Source organism: Streptomyces sp. NPDC047081 (assembly GCF_040643775.1).
Classification (GTDB): Bacteria; Actinomycetota; Actinomycetes; order Streptomycetales; family Streptomycetaceae; genus Streptomyces.
This window is the reverse complement of sequence record NZ_JBEYUY010000055.1, coordinates 1-23,508: the sequence shown is the minus strand read 5'-3', so window position 1 is coordinate 23,508 and position 23,508 is coordinate 1. Positions and strand designations below refer to the sequence as shown.

At 69.5% G+C, this 23,508-nt stretch carries 24 protein-coding genes and 3 pseudogenes; 12 read left to right on the top strand and 15 right to left on the bottom strand.

The window, feature by feature from the left end; genetic code table 11:
* Positions 1 to 63 precede the first annotated feature (63 nt).
* The 3 genes from ABZ848_RS48265 to ABZ848_RS48255 all read left to right on the top strand — a co-directional run bounded on the left by ABZ848_RS48265 (position 64) and on the right by ABZ848_RS48255 (position 3,732).
* Positions 64 to 1,998: a kelch motif-containing protein gene (locus ABZ848_RS48265; RefSeq protein WP_360843162.1), complete on the top strand. Its 1,935-nt coding sequence runs from the start codon at positions 64 to 66 to the stop codon at positions 1,996 to 1,998.
* 113 nt (positions 1,999 to 2,111) lie between these two features.
* Complete coding sequence (locus tag ABZ848_RS48260; RefSeq protein ID WP_360843160.1) at positions 2,112 to 2,876, top strand: DUF4142 domain-containing protein; 765 nt, start codon at positions 2,112 to 2,114, stop codon at positions 2,874 to 2,876.
* A gap of 115 nt (positions 2,877 to 2,991) precedes the next feature.
* A complete protein-coding gene (locus tag ABZ848_RS48255; RefSeq protein ID WP_360843157.1) occupies positions 2,992 to 3,732 on the top strand; it encodes a DUF4142 domain-containing protein in 741 nt (246 codons plus the stop codon).
* On the opposite strand, the gene ABZ848_RS48250 is transcribed toward ABZ848_RS48255, so the two are convergent.
* The 3 genes from ABZ848_RS48250 to ABZ848_RS48240 all read right to left on the bottom strand — a co-directional run bounded on the left by ABZ848_RS48250 (position 3,733) and on the right by ABZ848_RS48240 (position 6,276).
* On the bottom strand, positions 3,733 to 4,458 hold the full coding sequence (locus ABZ848_RS48250; protein ID WP_360843156.1) for a hypothetical protein: 726 nt from the start codon (positions 4,456 to 4,458) through the stop codon (positions 3,733 to 3,735).
* A 158-nt stretch (positions 4,459 to 4,616) separates the two neighbouring features.
* A complete protein-coding gene (locus tag ABZ848_RS48245) occupies positions 4,617 to 5,153 on the bottom strand; it encodes a MarR family transcriptional regulator (RefSeq protein ID WP_360843154.1) in 537 nt (178 codons plus the stop codon).
* A gap of 34 nt (positions 5,154 to 5,187) precedes the next feature.
* Complete coding sequence (locus ABZ848_RS48240; protein WP_360843152.1) at positions 5,188 to 6,276, bottom strand: PP2C family protein-serine/threonine phosphatase; 1,089 nt, start codon at positions 6,274 to 6,276, stop codon at positions 5,188 to 5,190.
* A gap of 168 nt (positions 6,277 to 6,444) precedes the next feature.
* On the opposite strand from ABZ848_RS48240, the gene ABZ848_RS48235 reads away from it, so the two are divergent.
* The 6 genes from ABZ848_RS48235 (at position 6,445) to ABZ848_RS48210 (ending at position 10,705) form a co-directional block, all read left to right on the top strand.
* On the top strand, positions 6,445 to 6,951 hold the full coding sequence (locus ABZ848_RS48235) for a nitroreductase family deazaflavin-dependent oxidoreductase (protein ID WP_360843149.1): 507 nt from the start codon (positions 6,445 to 6,447) through the stop codon (positions 6,949 to 6,951).
* Positions 6,952 to 7,249: 298 nt separating this feature from the next.
* A complete protein-coding gene (locus ABZ848_RS48230) occupies positions 7,250 to 7,783 on the top strand; it encodes a hypothetical protein (protein WP_360843147.1) in 534 nt (177 codons plus the stop codon).
* Positions 7,784 to 7,848: 65 nt separating this feature from the next.
* Positions 7,849 to 8,493 (top strand): helix-turn-helix domain-containing protein, encoded by a 645-nt coding sequence (locus ABZ848_RS48225; RefSeq protein WP_360843144.1) that lies wholly within the window; start codon positions 7,849 to 7,851, stop codon positions 8,491 to 8,493.
* Between the two features lie 11 nt (positions 8,494 to 8,504).
* Positions 8,505 to 9,164 carry an ABC transporter ATP-binding protein gene (locus ABZ848_RS48220; RefSeq protein WP_360843141.1) on the top strand — a complete coding sequence of 220 codons (660 nt, stop codon included), beginning with the start codon at positions 8,505 to 8,507 and terminating at the stop codon, positions 9,162 to 9,164.
* Positions 9,151 to 9,951 carry a hypothetical protein gene (locus tag ABZ848_RS48215; protein WP_360843139.1) on the top strand — a complete coding sequence of 267 codons (801 nt, stop codon included), beginning with the start codon at positions 9,151 to 9,153 and terminating at the stop codon, positions 9,949 to 9,951. The genes ABZ848_RS48220 and ABZ848_RS48215 overlap by 14 nt, the downstream gene beginning before the upstream one ends.
* A 106-nt stretch (positions 9,952 to 10,057) precedes the next feature.
* Entirely contained in the window at positions 10,058 to 10,705 is a 648-nt protein-coding gene (locus ABZ848_RS48210) for a hypothetical protein (protein WP_360843137.1), read from the top strand.
* A gap of 35 nt (positions 10,706 to 10,740) precedes the next feature.
* Here ABZ848_RS48210 and ABZ848_RS48205 read toward each other — a convergent pair.
* Together ABZ848_RS48205 and ABZ848_RS48200 are read right to left on the bottom strand one after the other, a co-directional pair.
* Positions 10,741 to 10,848: pseudogene (locus ABZ848_RS48205) on the bottom strand (flavodoxin family protein); the annotation flags it as partial.
* A 73-nt stretch (positions 10,849 to 10,921) separates the two neighbouring features.
* Positions 10,922 to 11,521 carry a TetR/AcrR family transcriptional regulator gene (locus tag ABZ848_RS48200; protein ID WP_360843134.1) on the bottom strand — a complete coding sequence of 200 codons (600 nt, stop codon included), beginning with the start codon at positions 11,519 to 11,521 and terminating at the stop codon, positions 10,922 to 10,924.
* Between the two features lie 129 nt (positions 11,522 to 11,650).
* On the opposite strand from ABZ848_RS48200, the gene ABZ848_RS48195 reads away from it, so the two are divergent.
* Complete coding sequence (locus tag ABZ848_RS48195) at positions 11,651 to 12,307, top strand: peroxiredoxin-like family protein (RefSeq protein WP_360843131.1); 657 nt, start codon at positions 11,651 to 11,653, stop codon at positions 12,305 to 12,307.
* Here the strand turns inward: ABZ848_RS48195 and ABZ848_RS48190 are convergent.
* Positions 12,304 to 12,519, bottom strand: a pseudogene (locus ABZ848_RS48190) (galactose oxidase early set domain-containing protein); the annotation flags it as partial. The gene ABZ848_RS48195 and the pseudogene ABZ848_RS48190 sit on opposite strands and share 4 nt — an antisense overlap.
* A 238-nt stretch (positions 12,520 to 12,757) precedes the next feature.
* Between ABZ848_RS48190 and ABZ848_RS48185 the strand changes: the two are divergent.
* A complete protein-coding gene (locus tag ABZ848_RS48185; RefSeq protein WP_360843129.1) occupies positions 12,758 to 13,339 on the top strand; it encodes a hypothetical protein in 582 nt (193 codons plus the stop codon).
* A gap of 150 nt (positions 13,340 to 13,489) precedes the next feature.
* Positions 13,490 to 13,858 (top strand): hypothetical protein, encoded by a 369-nt coding sequence (locus tag ABZ848_RS48180; protein ID WP_360843126.1) that lies wholly within the window; start codon positions 13,490 to 13,492, stop codon positions 13,856 to 13,858.
* A gap of 35 nt (positions 13,859 to 13,893) precedes the next feature.
* On the opposite strand, the gene ABZ848_RS48175 is transcribed toward ABZ848_RS48180, so the two are convergent.
* The 9 genes and pseudogenes from ABZ848_RS48175 to ABZ848_RS48135 form a co-directional block, all read right to left on the bottom strand.
* Positions 13,894 to 15,552, bottom strand: coding sequence for a penicillin-binding transpeptidase domain-containing protein (locus tag ABZ848_RS48175; RefSeq protein WP_360843124.1), 1,659 nt, complete (start codon positions 15,550 to 15,552; stop codon positions 13,894 to 13,896).
* 197 nt (positions 15,553 to 15,749) lie between these two features.
* On the bottom strand, positions 15,750 to 16,130 hold the full coding sequence (locus ABZ848_RS48170; RefSeq protein WP_360843122.1) for an STAS domain-containing protein: 381 nt from the start codon (positions 16,128 to 16,130) through the stop codon (positions 15,750 to 15,752).
* Positions 16,131 to 16,491: 361 nt separating this feature from the next.
* Complete coding sequence (locus tag ABZ848_RS48165; RefSeq protein ID WP_360843119.1) at positions 16,492 to 18,012, bottom strand: SPFH domain-containing protein; 1,521 nt, start codon at positions 18,010 to 18,012, stop codon at positions 16,492 to 16,494.
* 102 nt (positions 18,013 to 18,114) lie between these two features.
* On the bottom strand, positions 18,115 to 18,624 hold the full coding sequence (locus ABZ848_RS48160; RefSeq protein WP_360843117.1) for a hypothetical protein: 510 nt from the start codon (positions 18,622 to 18,624) through the stop codon (positions 18,115 to 18,117).
* 172 nt (positions 18,625 to 18,796) lie between these two features.
* Positions 18,797 to 19,153 carry a hypothetical protein gene (locus ABZ848_RS48155; RefSeq protein ID WP_360843114.1) on the bottom strand — a complete coding sequence of 119 codons (357 nt, stop codon included), beginning with the start codon at positions 19,151 to 19,153 and terminating at the stop codon, positions 18,797 to 18,799.
* 104 nt (positions 19,154 to 19,257) lie between these two features.
* A complete protein-coding gene (locus ABZ848_RS48150; protein WP_360843112.1) occupies positions 19,258 to 21,801 on the bottom strand; it encodes an ATP-binding protein in 2,544 nt (847 codons plus the stop codon).
* 46 nt (positions 21,802 to 21,847) lie between these two features.
* Positions 21,848 to 22,531 (bottom strand): response regulator transcription factor, encoded by a 684-nt coding sequence (locus ABZ848_RS48145; protein WP_360843110.1) that lies wholly within the window; start codon positions 22,529 to 22,531, stop codon positions 21,848 to 21,850.
* A 114-nt stretch (positions 22,532 to 22,645) separates the two neighbouring features.
* A complete protein-coding gene (gene kdpC, locus ABZ848_RS48140) occupies positions 22,646 to 23,257 on the bottom strand; it encodes a potassium-transporting ATPase subunit KdpC (RefSeq protein WP_360843108.1) in 612 nt (203 codons plus the stop codon).
* 5 nt (positions 23,258 to 23,262) lie between these two features.
* Positions 23,263 to 23,508, bottom strand: a pseudogene (locus ABZ848_RS48135) (potassium-transporting ATPase subunit B); the annotation flags it as partial.

Here is a 23,508-nt window from a genome sequence, read left to right as displayed (position 1 = left end):
GATGGGCGCGGTAGTCGTCGGTACGTCCATACCCGGCCCGCCCGTCCGCGGAGGCAGTCCCCGATGCCCAAGCGACCTTCCCGCCCGACGACCCGCAAGACCCTGCTCGGCATCGCGGCCGCCGCCGCGCTCGTAGCCGTCAATGCCCCGGCGGTGGCGGGCTTCGCCCAGCACGCCTATCACCGCTATGAGATCAACCAGCCCGAGTACAAGGCGAAGTACGGCCACTGGACCCTGGCCACGCTGCGCAAGCAGTACGAGCTCAACTCGATCCACGCGATCCTGCTGCACACCGGAAAAGTCCTGCTGATCGCCGGAAGCGGCAATAACGTCAAGCAGTTCAAGGGCGGTTCCTTCAAGAGCACCCTGTGGGATCCGGCCACCGACACCTTCAGGAAGATCGACACCCCCGCGGACCTGTTCTGCGGCGGCCACACCCAGCTGCCCGACGGCAAGATCCTCATCGCCGGCGGCACCGCCCGCTACGAGGTCCTCAAGGGCGACGTCACACGAGCGGGCGGCGCCATGCTGGTCAAGAACGAGGACCCGGACAAGGCCCGCGCCTTCCCCAAGGGCACCGTCTTCCGCTCCCCCTCCGGCGTCGAATACCGCTCACAGTTCGCCGTGCGCGTACCGGCCGCCAAGAAGACGCCCACCGGCCGCGGCGGCAACGTCACCGTCACCGCGAGCGAGTCCCGCGTCTTCGTCGAGGCGGTCGAGGAGGGACCGCTCGGCATCACCAATGCCACCGAGCAGTACGCGATCCAGGGTCTGAAGGGCGAGGACGCCCGCAACCTCTACGGCATCGCCAACAAACTCGGTCTCGACAAGAAGGACTTCCAAGGCACGAAGGACGCCTACGAGTTCGACCCGGTCACCGAGAAGTACACCAAGGTCGGCTCGATGAACGAGGCTCGCTGGTATCCGACCCTGACCACGCTGTCCGACGGCCGCGTCCTGGCGGTGTCCGGGCTGGACGACATCGGGCAGGTCGTGCCCGGCAAGAACGAGATCTACGACCCGGTGACGCAGACATGGTCCAAGGCACCCACCCGCTACTTCCCCACCTACCCCTCCTTCTTCCTCACCGGCAGGCAGACGATCTTCTACACCGGCTCCAACGCCGGCTACGGACCCGCCGACAAGGGCCGTGCCCCCGGTCTGTGGAACCTCAAGACCAACGCCTTCACTCCGGTGACCGGTCTCACCGACCCTGACATCCTGGAGACGTCCTCCTCCGTCCTGTTGCCACCCGCGCAGAACAGCAAGGTCATGGTGCTCGGCGGCGGGGGCGTGGGCGAGTCGCGCGCCGCGACCTCCCGTACGGCGATCGTCGACCTCGACGCCGAACACCCTGCCTTCACACCCGGTCCGCGCCTGCCGGAGAACACCCGTTACCTCAACAGCGTGATCATGCCGGACGACACCGTCTTCACCACCGGCGGCAGCTCCGGATACCGTGGCAAGGGGGCCAGCGACATCCTCAAGGCACAGTTCTACGACCCCGCGGCGAACGCCTTCACTCCGGCCGCCGCCCCCGCCGTCGGCCGGAACTACCACACCGAGGCCCTGCTCCTCCCCGACGGCCGCGTCGCCGTCTTCGGCTCCGACCCGCTCTTCTCCGACAAGGCCGACTCCCGCCCCGGCCAGTTCGAACAGCGCGTCGAGGTCTACTCCCCGCCCTATCTCTTCCACGGCGCACGTCCTCGCCTCGGCCTCGGCGGAAGAACCCGGGCGGACCGCGGCGACGACGTCACCCTCCACTCGGCGGACGCCGCCGGCATCACCCGTATCCGGCTCATGCGCCCCGGATCGGCCACTCACGTCACGGACTTCGACCAGCGCTCCGTCGCGCTGCAGGTGATCCGCCACACCGGCACATCGCTCACGGTCCGGATCCCCGACGATCCCTCGCTCGTCCCCTCGGGCTGGTACATGGTCGTCGCCACGGACGGCAACGGGACACCGTCGAAAGCCGTGTGGCTGCACGTGCGGTAACCCGCCGCCCGACCCATACTTGGCATAGTGCAATCTTTACCTGGAGCAAGGGTTTCCTTTCCGTTGCGGGCCCGTATCCGCCGACGAACCCGCCGTCCGCCCCAGGAGGCACAATGCCCATCTCGCGCAGCACGATCGGAACCGTCTTCGTGGGCGGCGCACTGAGCGTCACGCTCGCCGCCCTGGCCTACCCGAGCATGCTCGGCATCCAGAACGCGTCCACCAACCAGTCCCGCACCATCGCCAGCACCCGTTGGGGGCCGCTCACCGAGGCCGACCGCAACTTCGTCGTCTTCGTCCGCTCCGCCGGGCTGTGGGAGGGGCCCTCCGGTGATCTGGCCATGAAGAAGGGGACGACCGCGGCCGTACGAGAAGCAGGCCGGCACCTGGTCATCGGGCACGCCGCCCTCGACGCCAGCTGCCGCAGGATCGCCCCCGAGCTGAACATCACCATCCCCAACCAACCCACCCCTCAGCAGCAGGGCTTCCTGGACACGTTCAAGTCGGACACCGGTAAGCAGTTCGATTCCGACTTCGCCAACATCCTGCGCGTCACGCACGGCTCGATCTTCAACACCATCGCCAAGATCCGCTCCACCACCCAGAACACCCTCGTACGTCAACTGGCCGACCAGGCCAACGACGTGGTGCTGGACCACATCACGCAGATGGAGAACACCGGGCTCGTCAACTTCAACCAGGTCAACAACATGGAGACCAACCCGCCGAAGCTTCCGTCCAGCCAGGTGACACCGCCGGTACCGCAGCCGGGGGCACCCCTGGTCACTCTCACGGTGCCCTCCGGACTGCCGACCGACGGAGTGCCGACAGGCCCGACCACCACCCCGTCGCCGTCCCCCACCCCGACTGTCGGATAACCAGAGATGTGACACACAACACACGCCGGCATGCAAATTTTACCTAGCGCAATGATCGGTCGATCCGGCACGCACGTACCCCCTGGCGTACAAGCCGCTCACGCCTGGAGGCCGCATGCCCATCTCCCGCAACACGGCAGGAACCGTCTTCGTGGTCGGTGCCCTGGGCCTGACCCTCACCGCACTCGCCTACCCCGCCTTGCTCGGCGTGACGACCGTGTCCAACGATCCGAGCCGCGTCATCGCCAGCACCCGGTACGGGCCGCTCACCGAGGCCGACCGCGACTTCGTCGTGAAGGTCCGCTCCGCCGGGCTGTGGGAGTACCCCTTGGGGGAGTTGGCCTTGGAGAAGGGTTCCACGGAGGAGATGCGGGAGGCCGGCAAGCACCTGATCGTGGGCCACGCCGGCCTGGACGAGCTGTGCCGCAAGATCGCCCCCGAGCTGAACATCACGCTGCCCAACCAGGCCACCCCGCAACAGCAGCAGTTCGTACAGACGTCGGCGGCCGAGTCCGGGAAGCAGTTCGACACCACCGCCGCCAACATCATGCGCGTGACCCACGGCCAGATCTTCCCGACCATCGCGAAGATCCGCGCCAGCACCAAGAACACCCTCGTGCGTCAGCTCGCCGACCTGGCCAACGACACCGTGCTGGACCACATCACCGTGCTGGAGAAGACCGGCATCGTGAACTTCGAGCAGGTCAACTTCCAGCAGACCACCCCGCCCAAGCTCCCCAAGGGGCAGCTCACCCCGCCGCCGCCACAGCCCGGATCGCCCGTCGTCGTCCTCACCGCCCGCCCCGACCTGGGCATCAACACCGCCTCCCCGACGCCCAGCCCTTCGGCCGCTTGATCAAGGGTGGCCGGCCTGACCGGTGCCGAACGGAATCGTGGTCTCGGCAGGGAGGGAGAGCCGGTAGGAACGGACGACAGCGACAAGGCTCCCGGCTACGAGAGCTGCGGCCCACGGGGCCAGGTCGCGCAGCGGCCCCGACAGACCGGCCCCCGCCTGCGCGCCGCGTGCGGGAACCCGCCCCTCGGGATCCGACACGACAGCGAGCGCGTCGCCGGGCCTGGTCGCTTCTCCGCAGCCCCGCCAGATACGGACCTTGAGCGGGACGCCGTCGGTGTCCGCCACCGAACACAGGTAGCGGACACGACCGCCTTCCGCCCCTCGGCCGTCCTCGACCGACGTCACCACCACGGACTGCACCTGCCCCCGTTCGGCCAGCACCATCCCGGCGGCCGCCTGCGGGGCCTGCAGCGCGAGGCACACCCCGAACAGCACGACGATGCCGATCAGCGCGCGCCCAGCCCCCACGAAGGACAGGTACACGGCCAGCGCCACCGCGCACACCAGGCCCGCCTCGCCGTCGGCCAGCGAGGGCCGCCCCGTCCAGGCACCAAAGAGCGTCGTACCGACGATCGCGCCGGCACCGAGGATCCCGGCCACGAGCCCCTCCGCCAGGAGCCACCAGGGTGGCCGCCCGACGAACTCCGCCGGACCCCACACCGAGCTGCGCAGGTACGCCATGAGGTGGCGTTCGGACGGGGCCGAGTGATGACGCTTCCGGCGCACGCGTGTCACACCCCGGCACCTTTCCCATCTGTTCCGTCCATGGCGACCGCTCGCACCACTGCTCGCAGCCCACATTCACAATTCCCTTGCATTATGCAAAACCTTTGGGGCCCGGAGAAGAGCCGTCCAGGAATCGTGACGGGCGGTCGGGAGCAGCGTCAGGCGTCGTGCGCCATCACACCGTCGACGACCCAGCCGAGCGGATGCGGTTCCGGGTCGTCCAGGGCGGGAGCGGGGGGCTCGCCTCCCGCCTTGTTGAAGGCGCCCAGGGCCTCCACGAGCGCCAGCCGCTGGATCGGTGAGAGCCGCTCGACGATGGCGGCGATCTCGGTGCGGCGCCGGGCGGTGACGTCCTCGACGGTGCGCCGGCCTTCCTCGGTGAGCTGCAGCAGGGTCTCGCGGCGGTTGCCCGGGTTGGTCTGCCGGTCGGCGAGTCCTGCGGCGATCAGCCGGTCGACCATGCGCATCGCCGTGGACGGCGCCACCTGCAGCAGGTCGGCGAGGGTCACCAGCTTGGTGGCGCCGCGGGTGGACAGCACGACCAGCATGCGGAACTGCGGGAGCGTCACCCGTTCCTCGACCTCGGCGAGCGAGCGGGCTGAGACCGCCACCAGCAGGCGGGACGCGGTCAGCACCGCACGGGTGACCGCATCGACGTCGTCCATCGTCCCCGCGGGGTTCTCACGCTCCGGCATGTGTCCTTTTTACCTTGCCGAACGTGGTGCCCCCTCACCTGATGGGAACAGATTTTCCTTCCCCATGACCGTGGTACCGCAGCAGCAGCATCGCGGCGTCGTCGTGGAGCGGTCCCGTGGCATGGCGCACCAGGTCCTCGCGCAGGCCCTCCAGGGCACGGCCGGCATCGGGCTCCTTGAGCAGGTCCGCCCTCTCGCCGAGGGGGTAGAAGGAGCCGTCCGCGTCCCTCGCCTCGGTGACCCCGTCGGTGTACAGCAGCAGTTGCTCACCAGGGGCGAAGTCCACCCGATAGGGCTTGGGCCCGTCGCCGCCGTGGGCGCCCAGCCCCAGGGGAAGGGCGTAGGCGGGCGGCTGCGGGAAGTCGACGCCGCCGTCGCGGCGTACGACCATCGGCGCCGGATGACCGTAGTTGAGGAACACCACCCCGTGGTCCGAACCGATCTCGGCGAGTACGGCGGTGACGAACTTCTCCCCCTCCAACTCCCGGGCCACGCTGCGCTCCAGCCGCTCCCCCAGCCCGACCAGGTCGGGCTCGTCATGCGCCGCCTCCCGGAACGCACCGAGCACCACGGCGGCCGTCTCCACCGCGGCCAGGCCCTTTCCCTGCACATCGCCCACGATCATCCGGATCCCGTGCGGTGAGGCCACCATCTCGTACAGGTCGCCACCGATCCGCGCCTCGGCGACGGCCGAGGTGTACGACACCGCCGCCTGCAGCGGGCCCGCGGTCCGCGGCACCGGCCGCAGCAGCACCCGTTGTGCGACCTCCGCGATCGACCGGACACTGGCCAGCTCAGCCTCCCGGCGTGAGCGTGTCACGGCGGCGGCGATGCCTACGCCGGTGACGCCAGCCACTGACGCCATCGCCGTGAAACCGCGCCGCTCCTCGAAGAGCCCGTCGTACATCCCCAGCGCCACGCACACGAGCAACGCCACAGCGCCGATCAGCGCGGTACGCCGCCATCCGCCGACCAGCCCGGAGAACGCCGGCCCGAGCGAGACCAGCGGCAGGAGTCCCACCCCCGGACCGGCGACGACATCCGCCCCGGTCACCACGGCCATCATCGCCACCGGCATCCAGGACAACACCGCAGAACCCTGCGTCAGCCTCGGCTCGGCCATGCGTCCTCCAGAGATGTTCCAGCGCATGAGAGCCGTCTGATCGCTTCTGGCATAGACACCCCTCCCCGCATTTAGACTATGCAAAGGTTCCTGTGAGGAAGGCTCTCTCGGTCGAGCCCTTTACCCAATGGAGGCCGAGAGCCGACATGTCCGACTCGAAAGGCGAAGATGCCCCACAGACAGACTGCACCGGACCACCCCCGGCTCCCCGTCGGCTGGCGGCGGTTCCTCGTGCGCCTGCCGGTACTCCTCTTCCGCTGCGGGCTGGGCTGGATCTTCGGCAAGCGGCTGCTCCTGCTGCAGCACACCGGCCGCGTCACCGGACTCGACCGCCGGGTAGTCCTCGAAGTGGTGGAGTGCGGGCCGGACGGCAGCAGTTGGACCGTCGCATCCGGCTTCGGCCCGAAGGCCGCCTGGTACCGCAATCTGCGCGCGGAACCGAAGACCCTGATCGAGGTGGGTACGCGCCGTCACGCCGTCACTGCCTGCTTCCTCACACCGGACGAGGGCGCCGAGATCATGGCCCGATACGCCCGGCACCACCCGAGGACCGCACGCCGCCTATGCGCGTTCATGGGCCTGCCGTCGGACGGCACCGACGCCGGATTCCGGGAGGCCGGCCGGGCCATTCCCTTCGTACGCCTGGACACCGGCCCGGAAACCCGGCTGCCGTAAGCCGAGGCACTACGGGGTTCAACTCCAGACCAAGACCACCCCAAAGCCCTGGCGATCAGATTTTGCACTATGCAAAACTTGCACTCGGGGGGCCGAGTCGGCGGCCGGTGCCGCCCAGCGCCCAGGAGTGATCGGCACGCTATCGGGAGTGAGGGCGCCGCACCGACCGCCGGCAGGTCTCCCACCACTCGACTCTCGGAAGTTCGCGCACCCCACACCCTCTGCACCGGTTCCCGCGATTCACAGCGCGGGTCCACAGAATCAACGCGGTCGAGGAGGAGCAAGGAAGAGAGGCATCGTGGCCGCTGAAGACTCGGGCCAGGGCAGAGCGCCGGACGACGGAGACGGGGTTCCCCCCTTTCCGGACACCGTATGGCTGAGGTTTCTCGGCGACACCGAGCAGGCCATTCGAGCCTCCGCACCCACGGAGCTCTCCGCCCGCGAGCGGGCAGCCGGGAGCCGCCCCGAACGGACAGGCCCGCACGGCATGCGGCAGGAGCGGCGAGGGGCCGCACCCATCGAGCCCCGGCCGGCATCCTTCGAACCGGTGGGTGAGGTGTGGCAGCCCGAGGAACGGCGGCCCGGACCGGCATGGCGGGACATGGACGGCCCTGCACGGTGGCGACAGATCGGCCGCGCCCTGGCAACGGTCGCCGTGGTGCTCATGGCCCTCGGAGCCTTCTCCCAGGCCGCCAGCCGCACGAGCACCCCGGGCAGTACACCGACGGGCGCCTCCTCCCAGCGGTCCGATGAGCTGTTGCCGGACGGCGCGCCCACCGCGACCGCCCCGCCGTACGCGGGCACGCCCCCGCCGCGCCCCAGCGCCGGTTGACGCCTGCCGGCGGCGCGGGGCCCCACCCCTGGACACCGATTGAACGCTTGTTTAGTATTCTGCACATGCGTTCAATCCGCGACGACCGGACCACCCGCGCGGTCATCCGTGACGAGGCCCTGCGCCTGTTCGCCGCGAGCGGGGCGGAGGCGGTGACGATGCGGCAGATCGCCGCTGCCGCCGGCGTTTCGCCGGGGCTGGTCGTGCACCACTTCGGGTCGAAGGAGGGGCTGCGCCAAGAGGTCGACCAGTACGTCCTGGATGTCTTCGAGGCCATGATCGGTGAACTGACCGGTGATGGCGGGGCCGAGCTGCTGGATCCCGGGACAGGGGCGAGTTCGCTGAGTGAGGTGTTCGCGCGGCACCTGCCCGACGACTCACCGCTGCCCAGCTACCTGCGACGGCTCCTGCTGTCCGACACGGACGCCGCGCGGCTGCTGTTCCGGCGCCTGTACGACCTGAGCCGGGACGCACTGGACGGCCTGGCGGCAGCAGGACTGGCCGCCTCCGGCCGGGACCCGGCAGTGCGCGCCGCCCTGCTGCTGTCCAACGACCTGGCGCTGTTCCTGCTGCGCGACCGCCTGGCCGAGGTCCTCGGCGCGGACCCGCTGTCGGCCGACGGCATGACCCGCTGGGCTCCGGAGATGCTCAGCATCTACGCGGGCGGACTGAACGCGGCACCACCCCAGCAGCAAGGCGACACACCCTAGGGAGGCCGCGTATGCCGTCCAGCGCAACACCCGTACCAGCTTTGGCCCTTGAGGCCCGTGACATCCGCAAGTCGTACGGCAAGCACGCCGTGCTGCGTGGCGCCGACCTCTCCGTCGCCGCGGGCCAGCTGGTGGCCGTCGTCGGTGAGAACGGCGCCGGCAAGTCGACCCTGCTGAAGATCCTGGCCGGCACCCTGCCCGCGGACCGCGGCGAGATCACTCTCCCCGGAACCCGCGGGTACTGCCCCCAGGACCCGATCCTGAACTCGGCTCTCACCGTCGAGCAGCACCTGCGCTACTTCGCCGCCGCATACCGTCTGCCCGACCTGGAGCGCGGCCGGGAGCTGGTCCGCCTCCTCGGCTACGAGGGGTACTCCGAGTCCCCCGCCGGCGACCTGTCCGGTGGCACCCGGCAGAAGCTCAACCTCACCCTGGCCCTGCTCCACGACCCGGACGTGCTGCTCCTCGACGAGCCGTACCAGGGCTTCGACTGGGACACCTACCTGCGGTTCTGGGACCTGGTCGAGGACCTGCGCGCCCGCGGCAAGGCCATCGTGGTCATCACCCATCTCGTGTTCGAACAGGAGCGGTTCGACCTGCTCGCCGATCTCACCGACGGCCGGCTCACCCCGCGCACGACCTCGAAGGAGGGCCACCATGTCGGCGCCTGACACCCTTCGACTCCGGCCGCTGTACGGGCAGTTCCCCACCGCCGTGCGCTTCTGCGTACGCGACCAGACACGCAACCGGCTCGCCGCCCTGCTGCTCGTCCTCTTCGTGCCGACCTGGTACCTGGTCATGGACGCCCTGGCCGGACGCACGCCGCTGGACTTCAAGCTGTACGCGACCGGCCGGGTCCTGCACGTCGACGGCGGCCACCTCACCCTGATCTCGGCCGGCCTCAACTCGGTCACGATGATCGCCGGGTTCGTGGTCTTCGACGCCGTCCGCAAGGCGCTCGCCTTCGACCGGCGTCTGGTCTTCGCCGGGTACCGGCAGAGCACGCTGATCGGCGCCAAGTCGCTTGCCGTCGCGCTGGTCGCCACGTCCATCGCGCTCTACACGGCACTCGCGATGCTGCCCTTCTGGCGCCCGGACCCCGGCGGCTGGTTCGCCGTACTCACCGGCTTCACCGCCATCGCCCTCACCTATGGCGCCCTGGGCCTGTTCCTCGGTGTCCTGGTCAAGCACGATCTGGAGGGCTTCTTCCTGATCATCATGGGCGGGCTGATGGACACCTTCCTGCAGAACCCGCTGGGCAACCCACTCGCCAACAAGCCCGTCCTGGAATGGTTCCCCTCCTTCGGCCCCATGCAGTTCGCCGTCGGCGGCTCGTTCGGGAACACCGCGCTGTGGAGCCACCTCGCACTCGGCCTCGGCTGGGCGGCCTCCTTCGCCGCGATCGGACTGGTGATCTTCCGGATCAGGACCCGCAACCGTACGCGCACCGGTGCCTGAAAGCCGCCGTACTCCCGCCGGAGCAGCCACCCACTCCCCTCGGAGTAGCCCCAACCCGCTCCCTCCGTACGACGACTGCGGCACCCCGCCGACCGAGCATGAAGGCATGCTTCTCATCGAGCTCTTCGCGCCCGCGGGCGTTCTCGACCCGGCACGGCACCAGCAACTGGGGAAGCGGCTCATCGAGGCACTCATGGGCACCGAGGACGCCCATGCCGAAGCCGTCATGGACGCCGCCCGTTCCCTCACCCAGGTCCTCATCCACGAACCCGCCGCCTGGATCACCGGCGACCGCCACCCGGTCGACCCCGCCGACCCGCCCCGCTACCTGATCCGCGTCAGCGCACCGGCCGCCTGGCGCAAGGAAATGAGCACCCACGCCATCGACCGCCTCACCCAGGCCCTCGCCGAGACCGAGGCGGAAGCCGGCCGGGATCCCGACCGGCTACGCGAGCAGCCACACGCGCTGGTCCACGTCGTCGGCATCGCCGAAGGCAGCCTCGGCATGTGCGGACGGTCCATGGGCAGCCTGGATCTGATCCAGCACATGACCGCGCCCCACCGCGACGCCATCGCCAACACCCCCACCGCCGACCTGCCACCCGGCACGGTCATCGACCCGGTATGCGGCATGACCGTCGACCTCGACGCCACCGACCTCACCCTCGAAGTCGAGGGCACACTCCATGGCTTCTGCAACGGCCAGTGCCGGCGCATCTTCGCCGACGAACACGGGGTGGCACTGAGCCCGTAGGGCTCAGCGGTAGTCGGGGTTGGCGGCGTCGAAGCGCAGCCGGCGTCGTCCCACTCGGGGTGCTGGTTGCCGTGGGCGGGGATGCCGTTGGCGCGCTTGAGCATGGCCGCCAGGTGCATCAGGTTCCAGGTCATGAACGTGGTGGTCGCGGGCTCCGCCGTCGTGGAGGACGACGTACTCGGCGAGTGGACCGACGAGGGTCACACGTTCGCGTTGTCACGCTCCGATCCGACCGCCGAAGGTTCGCAGGGCGGCGTTCACCGTCGCATGCAGGGCTTCCGCGTCAGCTCCCGCGCGAGAGCGCAGGTTCACGCCGTAAGCGAGCAACGCCAGCAGTTCGGCGGCGGCCTCCGGATCGGTCCCGGCAGAGAGTTGCCCCCGGCCCTGAGCCGTGACGAGTGCCGCGCACAGCGCGTCCCTCAACTCCCGGTGGTGCCGGTCGAGAAGGGCTCCGACTTCGGGATCGCCGTTCTCGGCTCCGGCGTGGGCGTTGGAGACCATGCAGCCCCAGCGGGCGTGTTCGCCCGAGCAGCGCGCCTTGATCAGCCGGGCGAAGAAGTCCGCGACGGCGGGCAGCCCCCGACCGTCTTCGGCAAGGCTGCGGAAGACCGGCTGGGAGCGCTGCTCCAGGTAGCGGCGCAGCGCGGCGCGGTAGAGCTCCTGCTTGCCGCCGAATGTGGCGTACAGGCTGGAGCGGTTGAGCCCGGTCGCCGTGACGACGTCCTGGATCCCGGTCGCGGCCATGCCCTGCCGCCAGAACAGCCGGACCACGGACTCCAGGGCCGTGTCCGGGTCGAAGTGTTTGACGTCCGGCATGGCGTTGTCTGCCCTCCCGTGCTCCGAACTCCCGACATCTTGAAACGAGGGTTCCAGGATAAGCCCGAACTCGCTATCTTGAAACGGTCGTTCCGAGTTGATCCATCCGCACCCAGAAGGACCGTCCTCATGACACTGAGCGCCGAGCTGCGCGCCTTCTACGAAGCCCGTCAGCAGCTGCTCCCCGCCGAGACACGGCAGATCATGCGCCGAGCCGGACAGGAGCTCGCCGACTCCGGTCAGGCCGACCTGGCACTGACCGTCGGCGACCGGGCCCCGCACTTCCGGTTGCCCTCTGCCACCGGCGAGTTCGTGGCGCTGGACGACCTGCTCACCCGCGGCCCGGTCGTCCTGACCTTCTACCGCGGCGCCTGGTGCCCGTACTGCAACATCGCCCTGCGCGCGTTCCAGCAGCACCACAACGCCATCACCGCACGCGGGGCCCGTCTGGTGGCCGTCTCCCCACAAGTCCCGGACGAATCGCTCTCGCTCAGCGAGAAACACGATCTCGCCTTCGACGTACTGAGCGACATCGGCTCCGACGCCGCCACGCAGTACGGCCTCGCTTTCGACCTACCCGACGACCTCGCCGGCGTCTACGACAAGCTCGGCTTCGGCCTCCAACGCGTCAACGGCGGCCACCCGCGCACCCTGCCGCTGCCCGCCACCTACGTCATCGACCGCGACGGCGTGATCCGCTGGGCGTTCGTCCACACCGACTACACCCTCCGCGCCGAACCCGCTGACATCCTCGCCGCGTTGGACGCCTTCGGCGCAACCCGCTAGGGCACGCGCACCCACAGCGCCTTGGACGGCGTGCCCTGGTCGTCGGTAACAAAGAGCATGTACCAGCCGGCCGGGACCAGGTCGCGGTTCTCCGGGACGGTCACCTGGACGCCTTTCCCGTCCTTCGTCTCCTTCAACTTCAGAGCGATGGAGCGCTGTTCGACGTCGGTGACGTGGGTGGTGGAGCTGGGGTGGATCAGCCGGGCCGTCTTCCACATCCCCCCGGAATGGGTGCAGCAGCGGTCAACGACCACCCAGAGTGGCGGTCGCGCGACAAAGCGCCATCATATTTTGCACTGTGCAAAGAAGAGCCCAAAGTCGCGTACGACTGCGACAATGACGCCACGCCTGCACCACACGCCTCATGTGTGAGGCTGCCGGAGCCATCGGCGGGAGGACACTGGGAACAGAACGACGGCCCTGTCGGTGCTCGCGAAGGGGGTGTCGCCCATGGCAAAGACCCGATGCGGCAAGGTGTGGTTGTGGCGTTGGCGCCGCAACCCGCTCAGGCGCCGCGGCGACGTCGTCGACGCCTGGATCGTGCTCGCGGCCTGGCTGATCGCGCTCTGCGGAGGTCTGTTCACGGGACTGGCGGCCGGCGTCGCGGCAGACCACGGGCTGCAGCGGCACCGGACGGAGCGCCATCTGGTCTCCGCCGTCCTCGCCGAGAACGCGCCAGGAAGAACGTCCGCATCAGCCCTCGACAACAATCACGTCTGGGCCACGGTGCGGTGGACGGCGCCGGACGGCTCGACGCGTTCCGGCCAGGCGAAGGTCCGCCCCGACGCGAAGCAGGGCACCCCGGCCACAGTGTGGGTCGACCGCCATGACCGACTGGCCTCGAAGCCGCTCACACCCGGCGAGGCGTCGTTCCAGGCGGCCTGGACCGGCGTACTGGTCGGCCTCGGGGCGGTCGGGGCTCTGCTCGGTGGCGCCCAGCTGCTCCGTCTTCACCTGGCGCGGCGGCAGGCGAGGCAGTGGGACGAGGAATGGGCGCGCGTCGACACACCCTGGGGATGGAAGGCCGGCTGACGCCGCGTGAGGCACAGCCCCCATCGACGGCTGCATGAGGGAACGGCGGAGGTCTGCCCAACCGTTCCCCGGACCGGCCACCACAAATCGTGGCACGATGCAAAGACGGCCGGAACACCATCTCGCACCGGTACGACGAGGGGGCTGACCGTGTCCGCCATCACCATCGCGATACGCCGGGCGATGCGCCTCGACGGAGCACTCGGCGTAGCGGTCGTCGACTACGTCAGCCGTATGACACTCGGCACCCTCGGCGAGCCGGACGGCCTCGACCTCGCCCGGGCCGCCAGCGGCGGCACGGACGTCGTACGCGCCAAACTCTCGGCCATGGACCTGATCGGTTACGCGCCGGCGCGCCTGGAGGACATCCTCGTCACCATGGACACGGAGTACCACCTCATCGTGCCCCTGACCCGCCGCGCACACGAAGGACTCTTCCTCTACGTCGTCCTCGACCGGGACCGCACCGATCTGCCCGGCGTCCGCAAGGAGTTGCGGCAGATCGAGCGGCTCCTGTGACTGCTCCCCGCCGTTGCTGGAGGGCAGCGACAAGCTCAGCTCCTGGTGAGCAGGTGCCGGACGACGTACCCGGCGGAGTCCACTCCGGAACTTCCGCCTTCTACGAGGGCGGCGACGGCGATGCTGGAGTTGTACGCGGTCAGCCAGCCGTTCGTGTGGTCACCCTCCTCCGCGGTGCCGGTCTTGGCGCCGACGCCGCTCAGGCCGCCGAGGCGTGGTGCGGCGGTACCGCTGGTGGCCACGGTGCGCATCATCGACTGCAAGTAGTCGGCCGTGCGGGCGGAGATGGTCCGGGGCGCGGTGTCCTGGTGCTGGCCGGGCAGGATGATCGGCTGCTTGAAGCCGACGCCGCGTACGGTGGCCGCCACGGACGCCATGAACAGCGGGGTGGCCGTGACCTGGCCCTGGCCGATGAACTGGGCAGCCTGGTCGCCGCCTTGGACGTCCGCCGGGATGCTCGGGTCCGTGGTCGCGACCCCGCCGCCGATGGACCAGCTGCCCATGCCGAAGACGTTGACGGCCTCGTCGTGGAGGGCGGAGGCGTCTCCGTCGTGCACGAGGTAGTGGAAGCCGTCCTTGATGAAGGAGGTGTTGCACGAGACCGTGAACGCCTGGGCGAGGCTGGAGGCCGGGTTGGCCCGCACCCCGGAGTCGTTGTGGAACAGCTGGCTGTTGGCCATCAGCGAGTCCGTACAGGGAGCGGGACTTGCCGGGGTGAGGTCCGCCTGGTCGAAGAGGGCCGCCGACGTGATGATCTTCATGGTGGAGCCGGGCGACTTGATGCCGTTGACGGCGATGTCGCCGTCCGAGCCGGTGTGGGCCAGCGCGAGGATGTGACCGGTCCTCCAGTCCAGCGCCACCGTCCCGGCCGGCTTGTCCTGAAGGTGGGAGTCCTTCACCGCGGTCTCGGCCACCGCCTGGAGCGAGGCGTCGATGGTCGTCTTGATCAGCGCGGCCTTGCCCTTGGAGAAGACCTTCAGAGATTTCACGCCCGCGCCGCTCGCGTCCACCACCGCGACGCCCGTGCCAGTGCTCCCGCCGGTGGGCGTGACGTTCTTGCGGATCGTCGCGACGATGTCGTGCAGCGAGGAGAACTTGGAAAGGTCGGTCTTGCCGTCGCTCGCCACAACCTCGGCGGTGCTTGCGCCTGCGGGAAGCCTGCCCGCGGTCAGCGACTGGTCGTCGCCCAGGCCGGGATAGAGCACCGAGTTGTTCCAGTGCACCGCCAACTGGCCGTTGGTGCTCTGCCGTACGGCCACCGCGCTCGGATAGGTCCAGGTGCCGCCCGCCACCCGGGCCGTGACGTCGAAGGTGACCTTGGTGGCGCCCGCCGTCACCGTCGACGGCCCCGCCGAGGTGACCTGATTGAAGGCCAGCGACTTCAGGTGCAGACCGTCCGCGTATCCCCGCAGGGCGGATACGGCCGTGGTCGAGGCGTCGGTGTCACGCGCGGCCTGGTCGAGCTTCTGCTTGGACCAGCTGTCCAGGAACGCGCGGGTCATCTTGACGGCCTCGGCGTCCGACGGCGGCTCGCTCGACACCGCCCCAGGGTCGAAGGTGCGCGCCGCCTTGGCCCCGTCACTCCCCGTCGTTCCGGAGGACATCGCCTGCACGACGTTGTACGCGCCGACTCCCCCGAGGACGAGCAGCGCCGTGCCGGTACCGGCTATGCCGATCTTCACAGCTCTGTTCATGTGGTGGATCGTATGGTTGTTTGCACTATGCAGGTGTTTGCTGGGACAGATCGTTACCGGACCGTCAAGCCGTCCGCCGCGGCGTCGCGAGCCGGCAGGACCGGCTACCGCGAGAAACCCACGACCTGCGAGGATGCGCCCGCTCCACGAGTGACCGCCCTGGGGTGGGGATGGCCAACGCCCATCCGCAGGAGCAGCTACCGATTGCCGCGTTCCGGGCCCGGCAGCGGGCCGTCCCCCTCATACATGGCAAGGACCCTGGCCAGGCCCAGTTGCCGGAGAGACCCGAGGGCCCTGCCGCGGGCGTGGGTGACGATCAGCCGCGTCCCGCGCGCTCGTGCCTCCCGCAACGCCGTGAAGAACACCACGGCGCCGTCACCGCTGACGTGACTCACCTCTCCGAGATCGATCTCGAGGACTGCGGGATGCGAGTGCAGGGCGGCCTGTAGGTTGCCGCCGATCCGGCCGGCGTTCGCCGAGGTGATATCACCCGAGAGACGGACGACGACATGCCCCGAGACCGGCCTGGCGCCGATGCCCCACAGCTCCCGCAGTGGATGGTGCAGCAGCCTGGCCACACTCCGCTTTCCACTTGGTCCCCCGGTGGGGAAGGCATCTGGCATCCGAGGGCTCCCAGGCAGCAGGCGGCTCATTGCCGACCAGACTTCCCGGCGCACCTGCCGCCCAGCCTAGGAGCTCCGCCATCACCCCGCCCCCTGGCGGGACGGCGGATGGTCTGTTCGGGATTCGGGCCACCTGCCCGGCGCGTGCGGACATGCAGATTCCGCGTTGGCAGTGCCGAAACACTGCCGGAGCGCGGCAATCACCGCCATGGAGGCTGCCAGTCCCTCGGGGCCGAGCGCCCGGTCTCCAGGAAGCAGCCGCCGCTGGGCCCGGGCGGTCACCGCCCGGGCCCCTCACTCCGGCACGTCGGCCGGGTCAGCCGGCGATCTCGATCTTGCCGTTGGCCTCGGGCACGGACTGCGCGGTCTCTGTCCGCTGCGTGACGCCCTTCAGCAGCTCGGCGAGGTCGACTCCGGTGGTGGAGCTGAGGAGTTCGACGCCCTGCGCGACGTTGTCGGCGACGCTGCGCGTCAACCTGCTTGCTCCATCAGTGGAGATGACGGTCATCTTGTCCACGGCGGCAAGCGGCTCGGACGCCTTGGCGACAACCTGCGGGAGTACCTCGACGAGCATCTGGAGGATCGCCGCCTCGCCGTACTGCCCGAACGCGTCGGCCTTCTTCTGCATCGCCTCCGCCTCGGCCGCGCCCTTGGCTCCGATCGCCGCAGCCTCGGCCTCACCCTCCAGACGGACCGCCTCCGCGATCGCCGCACGCCGGGACCGCTCGGCCTCACCCTGCTTGAGGCCCTCGATGGCCTCCGCCTCGGCGAGCGCGCTGCGGCGCTGCTTCTCGCCCTCACCGGTCAGCCGGGCCCGCTCGGCCTCCGCCTGGGCCCCTGCGATACCGGCCGCCTTGTCCGCCTCGGCCTGCTTGACCCGGGCGACCCGCTTGGCCTCGGCCTCCTGCTCGGCGGCGTACCGCTGGGCGTCGGCGGGCTTACGGACCTGGGTATCGAGCTGACGGTCGGTCAGTGCGGCCTGCCGCTCGGCGACCTTCTCCTGCTCGGCGAGGATCTCCTGCTGCCGGGCCGCCTCCGCCAGCGGACCGGCCGCCGCGGCGCGGGCGGCCGCCTCGTCGGTCTCGGCCTTGATCTCCGCCTGGCGCAGGTTGAACGTCCGTTGTGCGACCGCGATCTCCTCGGCGGCCTTCAACCGGGCCTGCTCGGCCGCGCGCTGGGCCACCGCTTCGGCGATGTCGGCCTCCTGCTTGGCGCGGGCGGCCTCCGGGCGGCCGAGATCTTCCAGGTAGGAGCCCTCGGTGGTGATGTCCTGGATCTGGAAGGCGTCCAGCACCAGCCCCTGCCCCGACAGGCTGGCCTCCGCCTCCTCCGCGACCTGCCCGGCGAACGCGGCCCGGTCGCGGATGACGTCCTCCACCGACATCCGGCCCACGATCGCGCGCAGGGCGCCGGAGAGGACCTCCTGGGTGAAGCCGACGATGCCGTCCTGCTGCATCAGAAACCGCTGGGCGGCGGCACGGATGGAGTCCTCGGTGCCGCCGACCTTGACGATCGCGACGCCGTCGAGGTTGGCCTTCACCCCGCGCAGGGTGACCGCGCCGCGGACGGCGACCGGGATGTGCCGGGAGGACAGGTCGAGGGTGAACTTCTGCTGCACGAAGGGCACGACGAACACGCCACCGCCGACGACGACCTTCTGTCCGCTGTTGTCGGTGAAGACCCGGCCGGTCTCGGGATCGGTGGCCTTCTTGCCCCGGCGGCCCGTGACGATGAACGCCTCGCTCGGTCCGGCGACCTTGTAGCGGCTGATGACGACGAGAGCCGACAGGACGAGGAGTACGACGACCCCGGCCCCGGCAACGACGACAGGACTCATGACAGTGCCCCCAGACACGTAACACCCCGGAGGGTTGGAAAAGCCCCGGCAAGGGGCGGTGAACAGAACAGGAAGGCGGGCCGCCGGCCGACGCGGTGGAGCTCAGCGGTCCACGGGTCGCACGAGCACGGAGGTCGCGGACGGGGCCGCCTCCACCCACACCTCGGCGCCACGGGCCACCGGCGTCGCGCTGCGCGCGGCGAATTTCACCGGCTGTCCGGCGAGTTGGAGCAGTACCTCACCGAATCCGTCGGCGGGGATGGCCGTCACGACGCTCCCCGACGTACCGATCAGGTCTCCCCCGGTGGGCGTCACGGCCGTCTGATCACGCATCAGGGCACGGCTGAAGCGATACGTCAGCCAGGCCGTGCCCACCCCCGTGAGTGCGCCGACGGCGGTGGCACCCATCGGGCCGACCCCTGTGGCCGCCTGGGCGATGACTCCGCCGAAGCCGGTCATCGCCAGGAATCCGGCGACGACCGGCAGCGACAGCCACCCGTCGAGACCGCCGCCCAGCGCACCGTCGAGTACGCCGTCCAGCAGCCCGTCGAAGACCATCGACAGGGCGAGCAGCACGACCCCCGTGATGCCGAGTCCAAGAAACCAGGCCATGCGCGCCGTCCCCCTCTCACCCGTCGCTGATCTCCGGCTTGACGGAATCCTGACACGCCTTGGCACGCTGATTCATTGCCGTGTTCCGGCAATGTTTACGCGCTTTTGATGCCGTCCGTCGGCGAGATACCACACCCTCGTACGCGAGAGCGACGGGCCCTCCGCGATCGTGTCAGCCGTGGGGTCGGCGTCGTCCCCGGGCCACGACGCGGGCGGCCAGGGTGGCCAGGGCGAGCGAGGCCACGAGGAGCAGGGAGGCCAGGACCGCTGCCAGCGGTTGGGCGGCCTCGTGGGGACGCAGCAGCAGAGAGCCAACGAGGCTCAGGATCCAAGCGAAGGCGAGGACGAGGGATGCCTGGGCGATGACCGAGGGCGCGGGCACGTCCGTCGGGTCTTCCGCGCGGCGGGTGGGCCGGTCCGGTGCCGAGCGGCTCAGCAGAATCAGCGTCCAGAAGCCCACGACCAGGACGAGCGCGGCGGTGAACGTGGCCGTGGGGAAGCGGAGAGCGGCTTCGGTGATCTCGCGCACAGCTCCACCGTATGTGTTCTGGCGACCTGGCGGGAGGCTCCCGACGCAGGGACTTCAGTCCGGGATGTCAACCTTCGCGCAGGCCGGATTGCCGTACGGCGCGTCTACGAGGTCGTCGTGGCGGAGAGGTCCGGAACTGCTCGCGCGCTGTCCGCCGTGGGGAGGCTGAGGACCATGGTGAGGCCGCCGCCGGGGGTGTCCTCGGCGCGCAGGGTGCCGCCCATCGCCTCGGTGAAACCGCGGGCGACGGCGAGGCCGAGGCCGACCCCGTTGCCACGCGGGGCGTCGCCGTAGCGTTGGAAGGGTTCGAAGATGCGGTCCTTGGCCTCGTCAGGGACGCCGGGTCCGCGGTCGACGACCCGGACCTCGACCCGGTTGGCGAGACCGCTCGCTGATACAAGAACCGGTTCCGCAGCCGGACCGTACTTCACCGCGTTTTCGACGATGTTGGCGACCACGCGTTCCAACAGTCCCTTGTCCACACGGACCATGGGCAGCGTCTCGGGGATGTCCAGCTCCACGCCATCCTCCGGCACACCGGCCAGGGACATCGGGACGACCTCGTCGAGGTCGATGTCCCGGATCAGCGGCGCCACCGTGCCGGTCTGCACGCGGGACATGTCCAGCAGGTTGCCGATGAGGTGGTCGAGGCGATCGCAGCCCTCCTCGATGCCGGCCAGGAGTTCGGCCTGGTCCTGCTCCGACCAGGCCACGTCCTCGGAGCGCAGCGAGGTCACGGCCGCCTTGATGCCCGCGAGAGGGGTGCGCAGATCGTGGCTGACCGCAGCGAGCAGCGCGGTGCGCATACGGTTCGCCTCGGCAAGAACCTTGGCCCGGTCGGCCTCCTCCTGGAGACGACGGCGGTCCACGACCACGGCCGCCTGGGCGGCGAACGCGGCCAGCACCCGGCGGTCCTCGGCGGGCAACACCCGCCCGCACAGGGCCAGCGCCATGTGGTCGCCGGCCGGCACGTCGACGTCGGCGTCCTCGGGGCGCCCGGTCGGTGTGTCCGGGCCGACGCATCCCGCGACGGTCCAGGGCGCGGAGTCGTTCTCCCGCTCCAGCAGGGCCACGGACCGCATCGCGAACGTTTCGCGCACCCGCTCCAGCAGTTCCTCCAGGCTGGTCTCACCGCGCAGCACGTTGCCTGCGAGGAAGGAGAGGATCTCCGACTCGGCGCGCAGCCGGGCCGCCTGGTGGGTGCGCCGGGCCGCCAGGTCGACGACCGACGCGACGGACACGGCCACCGCCACGAAGATCGCCAAGGCGAGGATGTTCTTCGGGTCGGCGATCGTGATCCGGTGCACCGGCGGCGTGAAGTACCAGTTCAGCAGCATGGACCCGAACGCCGCCGAGGCGAGCGCCGGCAGCAGGCCGCCTAGCAGGGCCGCAGCCACCGTCAGCGTGAGGAACAGCAACATGTCGTTGGTCAGACCGAGGTCGGCGTCCACGTGGGTGAGCAACAGTGTCAGGAGCAGCGGACCGGCGACACCCGCGAACCATCCCCAGAGGATGCGCGAGCGCCCCAGCCGCGCGCCCCGCGCGACGGGCAGCCCGCGCCCCCTGCCCGCCTCGGCGTGTGTGATCAGGTGGACGTCGAGGTCGGGCCCGGAGTCCCGGGCCACCGTCGCACCGACACCGGGCCCGAGGACGTACTGCCAGCTCTTGCGCCGGGAGACGCCCAGCACGATCTGCGTGGCGTTCACCCCCCGCGCGAAGTCCAGCAGTGCCGCCGGGACGTCGTCGCCGACGACCTGGTGGAATGTCCCGCCGAGGTCCTCGACCAGGGTGCGCTGGACCGCCAGCTCCTTCGGCGAGGCGGATGTGAGACCGTCGCTGCGGGTGACGTAGACGGCGAGCACCTCACCACCCGCCCCCTTCTCGGCCAGCCGCGCGGCCCGCCGGATCAGCGTCCGCCCCTCGGGGCCGCCGGTCAGCCCGACGACGATCCGCTCCCGCGAGCCCCAGATCTTGGACACCTGGTGCTCGCTGCGGTATTGGTTCAGGTACTCGTCGACGCGGTCGGCCACCCACAGCAGCGCCAGCTCACGCAGGGCCGTCAGATTGCCGGGCCGGAAATAGTTCGAGAGCGCCGCGTCGACCTTGTCCGGCTGGTAGATGTTGCCGTGCGCCATCCGGCGGCGCAGGGCCTCGGGTGACATGTCGACCAGCTCTATCTGATCCGCGCGCCGGACGAGTTCGTCGGGGACGGTCTCCTGCTGCCGAACACCGGTGATCGACTCGACGACATCGCCGAGGGACTCCAGGTGCTGGATGTTCACCGAGGAGACGACGTCGATACCGGTCGCGAGCAGTTCCTCCACGTCCTGCCAGCGCTTGGTGTTGCGCGAGCCGGGGATGTTCGTGTGCGCCAGTTCGTCCACGAGCGCGACTTGCGGGCGACGCGCCAGCACCGCATCGACGTCCATCTCGGTGAAGACAGCGTCCCGGTACTCCAGTTGCCTGCGTGGAGTCTCTTCCAGCCCGTGCAGCATCACCTCGGTGCGCGGCCGGCCGTGGTGCTCCACGAACGCGACCACGCAGTCCGTGCCCCGCTCCATGCGGCGGTGGGCCTCGGAGAGCATCGCGTACGTCTTGCCGACGCCCGGTGCCGCACCCAGGTAGATCCGGAGCTTGCCGCGTGCCATGTCTCTCGTCTCTTCGCCTCTGCGCCCGTACATCTGTCGCTGCTGGTCAGCCCTCGAAGCGGTAGCCCATACCCGGCTCCGTGAGCAGATAGCGGGGATGGGCGGGATCCGCCTCCAGTTTGCGGCGGAGCTGGGCCATATAGACCCGCAGGTAGTTCGTCTTACTGCTGTGCGAGGCACCCCAGACCTCCTGCAGCAGGTGCTTCTGGGTGATCAGTCGGCCCGGATTGGTGACCAGGATCTCCAGCAGATGCCACTCAGTGGGAGTGAGCCGTACGTCCCGGCCGCCTCTGGTCGCCCTCTTCGCCAGCAGGTCGATGGTGAACTCCTCCGTCCTGACCAGTGTCGTCTCCGGAACGAATGGGCTCTCCTCGTTACGGCGCACGGCGGCCCGCAACCGTGCCATGAGTTCATCCATGCTGAACGGCTTGGTGATGTAGTCGTCCGCCCCCGCGTCGAGTGCGGCGACCTTCTCGTCAGAGGCACGGCGCGCGGACAGAACCAGGACGGGCACCCGGGTCCAGCCGCGCAGAGCCTTGATCACGTCCACGCCGTCCATGTCGGGCAGACCGAGATCCAGTATCACCACGTCCGGCTGGCAGGCAGCGGCCAGACGGAGTGCGGTGGCGCCGTCGGGTGCCGCGTCCACGCCGTACTGCCTGGCCTGCAGGTTGATCACGAGGGCCCGTACGAGTTGCGGGTCGTCCTCCACCACCAGCACCCGGGTCATCGGTGTGCGGCCTTCCTCTTGTCGGTGGAATCAGCGTCGTGGATACGGCAGTGGGAGCCGGCGAACCCGAGTTTCCTGTTCGCCAGCTCCCATCTGTCGATGTCCGTAAGGCCATTACTTCCGGGCCAGTTCCTGGAGGGCGATGTTCAGTTCCAGGACGTTGACGCGCGGCTCGCCCATGAAGCCGAGCGCACGACCCGTGGTGTGGTCGTCGACCAGCTTCTGGACCTGGGCGGCTGCCAGCCCGTTCGCCTCGGCCACCCGTTTCACTTGGATGTCCGCGTACACCGGGGAGATGTCCGGGTCGATCGCGGATGCCGAACCGGTGACCGCGTCGGCGGGCACCTTCGACTCGGGGACGCCGTTGAAGGCGGCGACCTGCTTCTTGGCCGCCTTGACGGCGGCGACCAGCTTGGGGTTGCTGGCGCTGAGCTGGCTGGAGCCGGTGGTCAGCGGATCGTAGTTGCTGTTGGACGGCCGGGGCTGGAACCATTTCGGGTCGGGCTTGTCGGTGCCCTTGATGTTCCAGCTCTGGCCGATCAGCTTGGAGCCGACCTCCTTGCCGTCGACCTTCACGATCGAGCCGTTGGCCTTGTCGTGGAACAGGGCCTGGCCGATCCCGGTGACGACGAGCGGGTAGATGATGCCGGTCACGACGGTGAGGACGAGCAGCATGCGCAGCGCGGCCCACGCCATGCGGGTGGAGTTCGCGAGAGAGGTGTTCATGTCCTTCACCCGATCCCGGGGATCAGAGAGATGAGCAGGTCGATGATCTTGATGCCGATGAACGGGGCGATCAGACCGCCCAGTCCGTAGATCGTGAGGTTGCGCCGCAGCATCTTGTCGGCGCTGACCGGCTTGTACTGGACGCCCTTCAGGGAGAGCGGCACCAGCGCGATGATGATCAGCGCGTTGAAGATGACCGCCGACAGGATCGCGGAGTCCGGCGAGGACAGGCCCATGATGTTGAGCTTGTC